General features: G+C 62.5%; 10 protein-coding genes. 4 read left to right on the forward strand and 6 right to left on the reverse strand.

Annotated features, from left to right (window positions below):
- On the reverse strand, positions 1 to 470 hold a 470-nt coding region (locus Q4Q11_RS28305; protein WP_498571550.1), incomplete at its 3' end, for an NAD(P)H-binding protein.
- 191 nt (positions 471 to 661) lie between these two features.
- On the opposite strand from Q4Q11_RS28305, the gene Q4Q11_RS28310 reads away from it, so the two are divergent.
- On the forward strand, positions 662 to 1,564 hold the full coding sequence (locus Q4Q11_RS28310) for an AraC family transcriptional regulator (RefSeq protein WP_498571551.1): 903 nt from the start codon (positions 662 to 664) through the stop codon (positions 1,562 to 1,564).
- A gap of 642 nt (positions 1,565 to 2,206) precedes the next feature.
- Here the strand turns inward: Q4Q11_RS28310 and Q4Q11_RS28315 are convergent.
- The 5 genes from Q4Q11_RS28315 to Q4Q11_RS28335 are packed head-to-tail and all read right to left on the reverse strand — an operon-like array spanning position 2,207 to position 8,059.
- A complete protein-coding gene (locus Q4Q11_RS28315; RefSeq protein WP_498571559.1) occupies positions 2,207 to 3,100 on the reverse strand; it encodes a 3'-5' exonuclease in 894 nt (297 codons plus the stop codon).
- Positions 3,087 to 5,114 carry an ATP-binding protein gene (locus tag Q4Q11_RS28320; protein WP_498571552.1) on the reverse strand — a complete coding sequence of 676 codons (2,028 nt, stop codon included), beginning with the start codon at positions 5,112 to 5,114 and terminating at the stop codon, positions 3,087 to 3,089. Before Q4Q11_RS28320 ends, Q4Q11_RS28315 begins: the two co-directional genes overlap by 14 nt.
- On the reverse strand, positions 5,111 to 6,433 hold the full coding sequence (locus Q4Q11_RS28325) for an SIR2 family protein (protein WP_498571553.1): 1,323 nt from the start codon (positions 6,431 to 6,433) through the stop codon (positions 5,111 to 5,113). The genes Q4Q11_RS28320 and Q4Q11_RS28325 overlap by 4 nt, the downstream gene beginning before the upstream one ends.
- 23 nt (positions 6,434 to 6,456) lie before the next feature.
- Positions 6,457 to 7,473: a nucleotidyl transferase AbiEii/AbiGii toxin family protein gene (locus Q4Q11_RS28330; protein ID WP_498571554.1), complete on the reverse strand. Its 1,017-nt coding sequence runs from the start codon at positions 7,471 to 7,473 to the stop codon at positions 6,457 to 6,459.
- Positions 7,466 to 8,059, reverse strand: a complete 594-nt coding sequence (locus tag Q4Q11_RS28335; protein WP_498571555.1) for a DUF6088 family protein — start codon at positions 8,057 to 8,059, stop codon at positions 7,466 to 7,468. Before Q4Q11_RS28335 ends, Q4Q11_RS28330 begins: the two co-directional genes overlap by 8 nt.
- A gap of 235 nt (positions 8,060 to 8,294) precedes the next feature.
- On the opposite strand from Q4Q11_RS28335, the gene Q4Q11_RS28340 reads away from it, so the two are divergent.
- From Q4Q11_RS28340 to Q4Q11_RS28350, 3 genes are all read left to right on the forward strand, one after another.
- Positions 8,295 to 9,245, forward strand: coding sequence for an ArdC family protein (locus Q4Q11_RS28340; RefSeq protein WP_498571556.1), 951 nt, complete (start codon positions 8,295 to 8,297; stop codon positions 9,243 to 9,245).
- 160 nt (positions 9,246 to 9,405) lie between these two features.
- Positions 9,406 to 11,547, forward strand: coding sequence for a ParB/RepB/Spo0J family partition protein (locus Q4Q11_RS28345; protein ID WP_498571557.1), 2,142 nt, complete (start codon positions 9,406 to 9,408; stop codon positions 11,545 to 11,547).
- Positions 11,548 to 11,606: 59 nt separating this feature from the next.
- Positions 11,607 to 11,806, forward strand: a 200-nt coding sequence (locus Q4Q11_RS28350) for a hypothetical protein (RefSeq protein WP_498571558.1), incomplete at its 3' end; no start/stop codon positions are given.

Genomic DNA, 11,806 nt, shown 5'->3' on the forward strand with positions numbered 1-11,806 from the left:
AGTTCAATCCGGCTTACATGAGGTCGCCCGAAGTCGCCGCACCGCCCATGCGACCTCAAATAACCCTCCAGATTCCACTCCTCGCCTGTCGCTGGCAATGAATCCTCGGTCGTTCTCACAGTCTTCGGCAGAATGCCGATCGCCGATGTAATGATCAGTTTGCGGTTCGAGCCGCGGGCAACCTCGCCCATGGCTTCGATGACCCGCCGATCAAGCTCACAGTTTTCGACGAACTTCGAGAAATCGTGGCCAAAGGCCGTGTGAACGACGCCGTCACTGGCCAAGACACCGGCGCGGACGCTATCGAGGTCGGCGATATCGCCGCGCTGGGCGACGCCACCCATCGATTGCAGTTGGTTCGCCGCGTCGTCTGAACGGACAAGGCCGAGCACCTCATGGCCATTGCCAACCAATTCCCGAACGACCGCGGAGCCGACAAATCCACTGGCTCCTGTGACGAAAACCCGCATCGCGAGCTCCTTTCATAGATTGTTGTTAGGCCATGGATGCTCAGGGATTTTGATCGACGAACCAGTGGCACGACGGACTTGTATCAAATGCGAGACCATACGATCTATGCTTAAAACCCCGGAATAATTCCGCGATCATCCGGAATATCAGATTTATCTGGTCGATTAATGCCTGCCTGAATTGGACGCCTATGGACCCGCTTTCCGACATCCTGTCTCTTCTGAAACCTGTGAACTACATGTCGGCCGGTTTCGATGGCGGCGGAGATTGGGCAGTTGTGTTCCCTGACCAAACCGACACCATAAAGTGCGCCAATATAGTCAAGGGTGCTTGCTGGCTGACGGTAGAAGGCGTCGATCAACCTCTAAGGCTAGAAACCGGTGATTGCTTCATTCTGCCGAGAGGCCAAACCTTTCATCTGGCGAGCAAGCTCGACGCCGATCCAGCCCAGGCGGAGGACGTCTTCGGTGGTGCAAAATACGGCGGCGTCGTCACCTGGAACGGTGGCGGTGACATCTTCATCGTCAGCAGCCGTTTCTCCGTCTCACAACAGCGCTTTGGCATGCTCCTGAACCTCTTGCCGTTCATCGTGCACATTCGTCGCGAGGCTAACCAGGGAGAATTGCGATGGCTCGTGGAGCGCATGATGCAGGAGTTGCAGATCCCCAGCCCCGGCAGCCTGCTCAGCCTCCAGCATCTCGCCCATATGATTCTTCTGCAGGCTTTGCGACGACATCTTGACCGTGCTGACGCTGGACTGCTTAAGGCGTTGGCCGATGAAAAACTGAACGTTGCCATATCGGCCATGCATGAAAATCCCGCCTTCAATTGGACCGTCCAGGAGCTTGCGGATCTAGCGGGCATGTCCCGCTCAATCTTCGCAGAAAGGTTCAAGGACACGGTAGGCACGGCCCCAATAGATTATCTCATCCGCTGGCGCATGCTTCTCGCCAGTGACCGACTGACCAACGCGAGTGAACCAATATCGGCAATCGCATATTCATTGGGCTACGATTCCGAAGGCGCGTTCAGCACTGCGTTTAAACGCGTCATGGGTCGCTCGCCTAGGCAATATGGCCGGGCGCACGCCTGATATCGACTTCGGAAAATGGCTGATCGGTGAGCTGCCCGAGCGCAGGGCTCCACCTTCAACAGGCCGAGCAGGCAGCTATATCCACGGTGAGACCTGTCCGTCGTAAGCGAAGAGACACGTTCTATGCGGTCTACGGGATCGGACGCGGCTTCCTCTCCTTCGCCATCTCACCTACGCCAGCAATCCCGCCTATGTGTACGCAAGAGCGCGAAACCACCGCATGGCGTCTGAAAGGATACTCCAGTATCGGGACCAATCGACTTCTATCGGCTCACAGCAGTGGTAGGGCGTAAGATGGGTGTTTTTGGATAGGCCCGGATAGGCGAAAATCACTCCCACTCTATTATCAATAGACACTTTAAGTCATTGAAATCACGCTATTAAAAATATTTCTTGCGGCAATATACCGTCAACCGTCCCGCCAAAATGGCCGGCTTTTGAAATCATTGGGTTTTTTCGGGAGAACCCCAAAAACGGTACTTTCGGGGACTATCGTCAAGCGAGGAATGCAGGAAACAATCCGACTCGATCTGTGCATTCCGCCGATTTCACGCTCTGACCCTATCATCAAGATAGTCAATTGTCACTCCGGGGTCACGCTGGAGCCTCCTCCAGCGCAGCGGTACGGTTGGCAAAGGCGGCTCAAATCCGATCTGAAAAGCGATCATAAGCGTCGATCCGCCGAACCAAAGGATCAATCTCGCGCCGGTAGATCTCCGTTCTCAAAAAGCGCACCTCGGCCTCGCGCTGGGCTTCGGGAACGTCGATATACCAAGCGCGGGGCTGCGGGCCGGGATCGCCGTTCCAGCGGTATCCTCGCGCCTTGAGAACATCCTTGAGGTCGAAGGGCGAGTTCTCCGCCCAAATGCGCCAGGCGACAGTACGAGCGCTGTCCAGTAGGCGGCTAAGGCCCGTAACACCGGATCGGGGCAGCCGCATCGCTAGCAGCTCGATCGTCGCAAGACAATCGTGCATCGCGCGGTGGCGGTCATAGAAGAAGCCGGCGGCCTGAGCGATATAGGCGAGCTTCGCGCCCTCGAATCCTTCCGCTGCCCAGTCGATCTGGCTGAACGAGCAGGCCCAGGGCTTCGTCGAGAACACGTCGCTGAAGCGTTCGAGGAAGCGACGGTCGAACGCGGCGTTGTGCGCGATGACGAGCGAAGCTGGCGCCGCGAATGTGGCCACCAGGGCGGGATCGATGATCTGGCCGGCTACCATCTCGTTAGTGATGCCGGTGATCGCGGTGATTTCCGGCGTGATCGGCTCGCTCGGCTGACGCAGCCCTTGGAAGCTGTCGCCCACGTTGAAAACGGTGCCATCCAAGCCGTAGTTAAACGGCGTCATGGCGAGTTCGATGATCTCGTCGCGCTGAGGATCGAGCCCCGTGGTCTCCACATCAACCACCAGGCCAAGGCGCACCGGCGTGCCGGGAGGCGGAATGGTGCGAGGGCGCGGCTTGAGACGCCGGATGACCCGGTAATCTCCGGTAGCTTCCAGTGTCTGCGCCAGTGTCTCCAGATGGTCAGAAGATGTCATCGTCGGGCGCAATCGGCTCCCCTCCAGCCCCCGCAGCGGCGTCGGCTGAGCGGAGCGCGAGGCGAATGTCAGCGGCTCGACCTTCCTCGTGGAACCACAAATCGACCACGGCAGTATCGTCGCTGCGCGGCCGCGGCCATGCCTCCCGCACCTTGAATGTCGTCGGGAGATTGACCGAGGTTCCGAACACCAGCGCGTGCTGCCGAGGCAATGACGGCAACCGCTTCAGGACCGATTCTGAAATGAACGGCGTCATCTGCCGAATCTGAGAAAGATCGTCGGGGTTCTGGATGCGGTGAACCAGGAAGTTGGAGCACTGGCTGAGAACTGTCTTGGACAGCTCGCTGGGGCGCTGGGACGCCAAGAGCACGAACATGCCGTACTTGCGCCCTTCCTTGGCGATGCGCTCGAATATCTTGGTCGCGTCGACGGCATAACGGGATGGCGTCGCCGAGATGTAACGGTGAGCCTCTTCCAACAGGAGGTGGATCGGGAAGCGGTTACGCGGATCGGCTCGCCGGAGCAGGCGAAACAGCATCCGCGCAATCACCGCGCTGACAAGCTCGACCACCTCGTCCTCGACATCGTTCATGTCGATGATGATGATCTGATTGGCCTTGGTGTGACCGACCCCCTTGCCAACCAACCCAACCAGCCGGGTCAGGAACTCCAGCTCTCCATTGTCGGCGGCAGCACCGACCGCCTCGTGGCGGAGAAATTCATACTCCCGACGATCTTCCAGCGCCTGGAAGCGCGTCACCATCTGGGAGCAGTAGTCACGGATTTGCCGATTGCCGTGCGCCTCCGCATACAAGATGGCGAGGTCTATCGCGTCTCCGAGGGCAGAAAAATCAAAAGGCAGATTCTGATAGTTTGGGAGCTTCAGATCCTCCAACTCGAAGCCATTCGGGCCGACCAGATAAGTATCCAGACCCGCAGGGTTGGCCATTTGACCAAAGTTGATCGCAATGAATGGCCGGATTTTTGCCGCGCTGATCTCGTTCGTGCTGAAACGCTGAAGGATGCCAATGATCCGATCGTGCTTGGACGGGCTCGAAGAGTCGTCGCGCATAATCTGGGTGATGCACTTGGCGAGGATGTGATTGCGGACGCTGTTGAGTTCTGCGGCCCCCACATTTGAGAACAGGGTGGAAAGCCCGAGCGCCATGCGCAGGATCGGCACCTGGGTGCGCTCGCTGGCTTGCAGCAGCAACTCCCATTCGGCCAGCTCCAGGAACCAATGCGGCAAGCGGAAGCCGGCCGCCGTGCCGTCGAGGACGACGCGCTCGACCCCGATGCCCCCCTCTTTCGCGGAAGCGTTCAGAGCGGCGTGATACTCGCCATTGACATCGAAGACGATGAACGTCGCGCCGCGAGCGTGATGCTCCTCGGGTTTGCTGAAAAGGGACTGCAAGACCGAGGCAACCGTGCAGGACTTGCCGCTGCCGGTGTTGCCCAGGACGGCGACATGACCGCCGAAGAACTCGTTCAGCCGGACCTTGATGTCGTAGTCTTCGAACACCACCGATTTGCCGATCGGCAGCACCCGGTAGCGCGTGGCCCCTTCGGGTTCGCAGGCGCCGCCGTTCAGGCCGACTGAAGGTTCGACTGCGGCCTCGGTCTCGAAGATGCGGTCGAGTTCGCCGTCCAGCGCATAGAGCGCGTCTGCATACAGGGACGGGAACACCGACACGCCGAAGCGGAACGCGCCGCCACGCATCGGCAACATGCCGACAGGCACCACATCCAGATATTTTGAGGAGCCGGCCCGGTCGAAATCGCCCCGCTCAGACGGCGTGCTCGCGTCGCGCTCACGCAGACCGACAACCTCGACCACGACATACTCCGACTGCGACGGGATCATCAAAAATGACCCCAGCCGTGCCACATAATGCACGTCGTCGAAGCCAACGACCGTGAAATTGTCGGTGCCGGCGTGCATCTCGACGACAAAGCGGTCGGCCGCGACCGAGACCACCTTGCCGATCGCGCGCTTGCGATCGTCGTGGCTCATGCCTCGCCATCCTTCGTCTCGTCGTCCCTTTTCGGCGCCAGATCGGACAACACCTTGCGAACGGCGTCATCGATCCTGTCGCTGGGGCGCTGCGGCATGAAATGCTCGACGATCATGTCGAAGTAATGCGCCCTGGTTCCCTCGGCAGGGCCGTCGCCTCCGATGATCCAAATGCGCGGGTCGCGCAGCGCCCGTAGCTTGGCGATCTCACCGTCCGTATCCGGCGCCGCGAAGATCACCAGACGGAAAGTCGGGATCGTCAGCGCCTGATAGATGATGTTGTTCAGGTGCTCGTCGCCGAATGCGTAGCCGGCCGTGATGAGAACGCTCTGCTCGCGCACGATCCGGGACTGAAATTCCCGGAACAGGTCCGCATAGGGCGAGCCAAGCGAAGAGTTCTGCTTCGCCGGCGTCGGATAAATCAGCATCTGGTTCGTGGACTCAGGCGGCCAGACCTCCTTGATCGGGAACAGCCCATGATCGTCCTCGGTCCAAGTGACCGAACCATGCAATTTGCAGAGATAGACGAAGGCGTCGACGGCGGTCCACTTGCGGCTGGCGACGTCGAGCTGCTCGGCCAGGGCATAGCGGAAGATCGCCGGGTTGAAGCGACGTTCCACCACGCCGGAAAAGCCGTTGGCATAGGGAATGCCCAGGCGATCCATCGCCAATTCGCTGAAATGATCGTAGTTGGTCGTGAACACCCACGGTCGGGGCAAGGACCGATCTCGCAGGACCAGTTTCTTGTAGAAGCGCTCGTAAAGGTCGCGCACCGTGGTGTCGCCCTCCGTGGCGAAGGCCCCTTGGGTGACACGGGTCCATAGGAAATCCTGGACCTTCTTGATGATGCCATCGAGAACAGCGCGGTAGGGGTGAAGATCGAGATTCTCGCTCTGGCGCAGCACGAACCGCTGCGCGAACAGCACCTCCATCAAGCGTTCCAGGTTCCGACTGTAGTCCTTCGCCAGGTCGATCCCGAGCGCATCAAGATAATCGAGTTCCGCCTTGGTCAGCCGCCATGGCGCCGGGGCAGCGCCGGCTACCGGCGGATCGCCGTAGAATCCCGCCGCCCGCGCCTCAAGGGTTTCTCCGCAAAACTCCTTGGCCAAGGGCGCCATGGTCGCAATGCCGAGTTCCTTTTTGTCCTTCATCAGGGAGGAACATCCTGCGCCGAGCAAAAACGCGATATTCTTGGCATTCATGGCCTCGGAAATCGCCTGGCGGGCGCTCTCGATCCCCTTGTTCCAGTCAAGTTCCGATGGATCGGCATCGCCGTTCCGCAGAAACTGGAATTTTCGCTCCTCTTCGACTCCGCTCATATACCCCCGATCCTCCCAGTTTCTTATTTGGCTGCGCTGTTCGCGCGCCCGGCTATATCGGCGCACCGCGCCATGAGCGCCTCGAACGGCTCAGCGTCGTCGAAGAGCAGCCCATCCTCGACCATGTGGGCATAGTCCTCCTCCAGCGCCTTCGCACCTTCGCCGACCGGCACGAGCTGCAAGCCGCCGCTGACGGCCGCTGCGTAGTCGATCGGCGTGCGATCAGCGGCCTTTTCCGCGAAGAACATCGACTTGTGCCGGGCGACAGCGTTGGCCAGATCGCGATCGGCGAAAGCAGCTTCTGCGAAGCCGGCTTCATCCAGCCGGACAACGTCGTGCCAATGCCGTGCGAAGCGGTCGCCGCGCAGCCGCTCCTGGAGGCAGAAGACATGGATGGCGGTCGCCTTCTCCCAAAAGGTTCGCTCCGCGTGCATGACGCGCGGCCGGGCCATCGGGAATACCAACCCGTCGATCAGGTCAGCCGCATCGCAGACGACTTCGCGCAGGCTCGCCGGCTCACCCGTCGATCGAGCGCCGAACTCCAGCATGACGCTCGGAGCGACGTAACCGGAGCCGGTCGCGGTCGCCTCATAGTCGATAAACAGCTTCTCATCCTCGACGCGAATGGTCGCCGCCAGACCTTCGGTGGCCAGAGCGTTCGCGATCACGGGCTGCACGGTTTCCGCGACCCATGCCGGCAACCGCCGGCGGACTTCGCTGGACCAGCGCTTTTCCTCGCTTCGGGTTTTCGGCAAACCCTCGCCATTGTCCCCGACCAGATCGGGCGCGATCGCCCGAATGTCATAGGTCAGGTCCACATCCTCTGAAAACCGGCGAATGACCTGATAGGCTTTCGACAGCGACGTGCCGCCCTTGAACACCAGATGTTCGCCGAGCGGTGCGGCGTAGAGGGTCGCCAGCGCCCACACCACCCACACATCCTTTTCGAGAAGATGGGTGGGGCGGCCTGAACGATCGGCCGCGACGCCCAGCGCGTCGCGCCGGTCTTCGGTCGAAAGCTGGAGAAAGACGTCAGCCATACGCCGCCTTTCCGACCCTCTGTGCGAGCCAAGTCGGAAGCTGCGGCGCGGCGGCGACCAGTTCGCCGAACACGCCAGGCGGCATCCTCCGCTTCAATGTCGTGAGCGCGGCCTCCGCCTTTTCCGGGCCGAGCCAAGCCAGCGCCCGCACAGCCTCCCCCGCCGGCCGGTTGGCCAAGGCTAATTGCCAGCGCGGGGCGTGGCGCAATTCCACGACCTGCTTGCCGAGGTGCATTTTTCGGCTGCGCCCAGAGGTCAGATAGACCGAGCGGACGGGCACCTGCGTCGTCAAGCCAAGAGCGTTCGCCGCGGCGGCGCCGTTCGAGACGATGACCTCTCCCTTTTGGGTCGCAAGGGCCTCGACAGCCTGCTCGACCGAAGGCGCGCGTGTGCCGAACCGGCTGGCGATGGGACGCAGATAGAGGCCGCGACCGGCACGGATGAGCTGTCCGCGCTCGGTCAGACGCGACAGTGCCTGATCCACGGCCGCCCGGTTTCCGAGGTGAAGCAAGCTCTTGGCGGACAGGGGGGCGCCTTCGGGCAACCCCGTCGCATGCGCCAGAATCTGTTCTGTCAGCCGTGTCATCGTCTTTCTCCTGTTGGAAATATATGCGAGTTTCTGACAGTTTTCAAGGAACCCCACGAAAACAAGCCCGGATACGGGGAAAGCCTTCCCCTGCGGCCGAGCCCGGGTCTCAGCCGACCCCTTCTGCGGGGAGAGCCCCGCAACGCCCCCAATAGAGTGAGAGTGCAGGCCGGGTTGGCCGTGACGGGTGGAGGACTGGAGAAGAGGTCTCCGGCGCCCGTCGCGGAGAACCGTGATGCTCAGGAAAGATTGCAGCGCACGCCCCGGCTCCAGTCGGGCGAACCTTTATGACGAAATCACCGACAGAATTATCGCCGAGCTGGAGGCCAGCCGCGCGCCTTGGGTCCAGCCCTGGGGATCGGCCTCGGTCAAGGCACCGCTCGCCATGCCGCGGAATGCCGCAACCGGGCGGCACTACTCAGGGATCAATGTGCTGATCCTCTGGGGCGCGGTGATCCAGCACGGCTTTCCCGGCCAGAGCTGGCTCACCTTTCGCCAGGCGCTGTCGCTGGGCGGCAATGTCCGTAAGGGCGAACGCGGCACCACCGTCGTCTATGCCGACCGCTTCACACCGGAAGACGAGAAGCGCCGCGCCCGCGCGACTGGCGAAGAGGCAGCCGCGATCCCGTTCCTCAAGCGCTTCACGGTGTTCAACGCGGCGCAATGCGACGGCTTGCCGGAAGACGTTGCCGTCATCGCTCCACCGCCCCCTTCCGGCCTCATCGAGCCGCAGGTCGAGGCGCTGATCCGGGCGACCGAAATTGACTTCCGCGTCGGCGGCGACCGCGCCTTCTATGCCCCGGCACCCGACTATGTACAGGTGCCGCCGCCCCAGGCCTATTTCGAGCCGATCAACTGGCACCGCACGGCCCTGCATGAGCTGGGGCACGCCACAGGTCATTCGTCCCGGCTCGGCCGCGACCTCTCCGGCGGTTTCGGCACGAAGAAGTACGCCTTCGAGGAGTTGGTCGCCGAAATCAACGCCGCCTTCTGCTGCGCCTCGCTCGGCATCGTGCCGACCGTCCGCCATGCCGACTACATCGGCTCATGGCTGGAGGTGCTGCGCGAAGACAATCGCGCCATCGTCCGCGCCGCCTCCCAGGCCAGCAAGGCGGCCGATTGGCTGCTTGGGTTCTTGCCGGACGCCGATCTCGGGATTGCCGATGACGAGCGCCAGGCGGCGTGACGATCCTGAAAACCGGAAAGGCGGAGAAGCGGGTTTCCGGCTTCACGTCTTTCCGCTTGTCCGGCGCTGCCCTCGGAGAGTGAGAGGGCGGCGCTTCGCTTCGTGACGGGTTGAAGGTTCGAGAGAGAGGCTCTTGAGCGCCCGTCGCGGAGTAACGATCATGGCAACTGCCGTTCAGAAGATCATCCTGTCGTCGGCGCGCGACATCCCCTTCAACAAGTTGGTGCTGAGCCAGTCCAACGTCCGGCGCGTCAAGGCCGGCGTCTCGATCGAGGAATTGGCGGAGTCCATCGCCCGGCGCGGCCTCATCCAGTCCCTACATGTCCGTCCCGTCCTCGACGCCGATGGCGCCGAGACCGGGATGTTCGAGGTGCCCGCCGGCGGCCGCCGCTATCGGGCGCTCGAACTGCTCGCGAAGCAGAAGCGCCTGGCCAAGACCGCGCCGGTGCCCTGCGTCGTCGGCGACGCCAACAGCGACATCCTAGTCGATGAGGTCTCCTTGGTTGAGAATATCGAACGCGCACCGCTCCATCCGCTCGATCAGTTCCGCGCTTTCCAGGCCATGCGCGACAAGGGCATGACCGAGGAAGCCATCGCCGCTGCCTTCTTCGTCGGCGTCAATGTCGTGAAGCAGCGCCTGCGCCTCGCCTCCGTCTCCCCGACTTTGCTCGAAATCTATGCCGACGACGGCATGACCCTCGAACAGCTCATGGCCTTCACCGTCTCCCAGGACCATGCCCGTCAGGAACAGGTCTGGGGGGCAATCAAGGATAGCTGGCAGAAGGAGCCCTATCAAATCCGGCGGCTGCTGACCGAAACCACCGTGCGCGCCTCCGACAAGCGGGCCGTCTTCATTGGCGTCGACGCCTACGAGGCGGCTGGGGGCATCGTGCTGCGCGATCTCTTCCAGTCCGACGATGGGGGCTGGCTGCAAGACCCGGCCCTGCTCGACCGCATGGTAGCCGAGAAGCTGAAGGTCGTGGCCGACGAGATCGCGGGCGAAGGCTGGAAGTGGGTCGAAGCTGCCTTGAGCTTTCCTTATGGCCACCAGCATGGGCTTCGTGAACTGGCCGGCGTCACGATCGATCTGACCGAGGAAGAGCGGGCCACCCGCGAGGCGTTGCGCGATGAATACGACCGGCTCGAAGCCGAATATGCCGAAGCCGACGAATTGCCGGACGAGATCGACGCACGTCTCGGCGAGATCGAACAAGCGCTCGACGCCTTCGAGCAGCGCCCGACGATCTACGATCCGGCCGACATCGCCGGCGCCGGCGTCTTCATCAGCCTCGACGCCGATGGCTCGCTGTCGGTGGATCGCGGCTATGTCCGTCCCGAGGACGAACGTCCCTTCGAGACTGAAGGCAGCGATGCGCCGGAGGTTGACGGTGAAGCTGGCCAGCCGGCCGCGCCCGCCGTTCAACGCGCCGTCATCACCATCGGCGGTCAGCCCGCGGAGCCGGAGGACGATGAGGAGGACGGCATCAAGCCGTTGCCCGAGCGCCTCGTCATCGAGCTGACCGCGCATCGCACTCTCGCTCTGCGCAACGCGGTTGCGGAACATCCCGAGGTCGCCATGACCATGCTGCTGCACAAGCTGGTCAGCGACACCTTCCGGCGCACCGCACCGGCCGGCTGCCTCGAGGCCCGCGTCAATCATATCTTCTTCTCGGCACAGTCCGAGGAGTTGAAGGGCAGCACTCCCGCGCGCGAGGTCGCCGAGCGACACGAGCGCTGGGGCGATCACGTTCCCGCCGACGACCAGGCGCTGTGGGACTGGCTCTCCTTGCTCGACCCCGCCACGCGCCTCGATCTGCTCGCCCATTGCGTCAGCTACGGCGTGAACGCCCTGTTCGAGCGTCCGAACCCTTACGGATCGGGTGTCAGCCAACATGGGCTGGACGTGCGGTTCTCACAGGCCGACCGGCTGGCGCGGGCCACCGGCCTCGACATGGTGGCGGCAGGCTGGCGGCCGACGGTCGGAAACTATCTCGGCCGCGTCACCAAGCCCCGTATCCTCGAAGCCGTGCGTGAGGGCGCTGGCGAACGGGCGGCCCAGCTCATCGACCATCTGAAGAAGGGCGACATGGCCAAAGAGGCCGAGCGCCTGCTGGCCAACACCGGCTGGTTGCCCGAGCCGCTGCGCCTGATCGACCATGACGATGGACAGGCCGACGAACCGGGCGCCGAGACTGGCGCCGGCGACGATGCCGCGTTGCCGGATTTCCTCAGCGGTGACGGCGGCGATGAGGAAGCGGACGAACTCGAGGACGAGGACGCCCTGTCGGTCGCGGCCGAATGACCCTCACGGCGGGGAAGCGGCGTAGGTCGCTTCCCCGCATCTTCGCAAGGAGACCTTCCATGATTGAACCCGATCCATCCGCCACGCGCCGCGTCGTCTTCCAGTATCTCGTGCCCGTTCACGTCGAGGTCGAAGACGGACTCGTCGTTTGCGTCACCGTCATCGACGAGATGCCGGTGCGCGATCCCACCCTGGTCGAGGGTGACGCCGGCTACCTGCCGGAAGCCGTCGCCGCTTCAGATGACGGTCAGCCCTGGCC

The sequence above is a fragment of the Rhizobium sp. UFLA01-1127 genome (genome assembly GCF_059803845.1).

Coding starts and splice junctions, on each gene's coding strand:
- Q4Q11_RS28330 (WP_498571554.1), bottom strand. CDS start 7,473: ATGGCTGACGTCTTTCTCCAGCTTTCGACCGAAGACCGGCGCGACGCG.
- Q4Q11_RS28320 (WP_498571552.1), bottom strand. CDS start 5,114: ATGAGCCACGACGATCGCAAGCGCGCGATCGGCAAGGTGGTCTCGGTC.
- Q4Q11_RS28325 (WP_498571553.1), bottom strand. CDS start 6,433: ATGAGCGGAGTCGAAGAGGAGCGAAAATTCCAGTTTCTGCGGAACGGC.
- Q4Q11_RS28315 (WP_498571559.1), bottom strand. CDS start 3,100: ATGACATCTTCTGACCATCTGGAGACACTGGCGCAGACACTGGAAGCT.
- Q4Q11_RS28310 (WP_498571551.1), top strand. CDS start 662: ATGGACCCGCTTTCCGACATCCTGTCTCTTCTGAAACCTGTGAACTAC.
- Q4Q11_RS28345 (WP_498571557.1), top strand. CDS start 9,406: ATGGCAACTGCCGTTCAGAAGATCATCCTGTCGTCGGCGCGCGACATC.
- Q4Q11_RS28335 (WP_498571555.1), bottom strand. CDS start 8,059: ATGACACGGCTGACAGAACAGATTCTGGCGCATGCGACGGGGTTGCCC.
- Q4Q11_RS28340 (WP_498571556.1), top strand. CDS start 8,295: ATGCTCAGGAAAGATTGCAGCGCACGCCCCGGCTCCAGTCGGGCGAAC.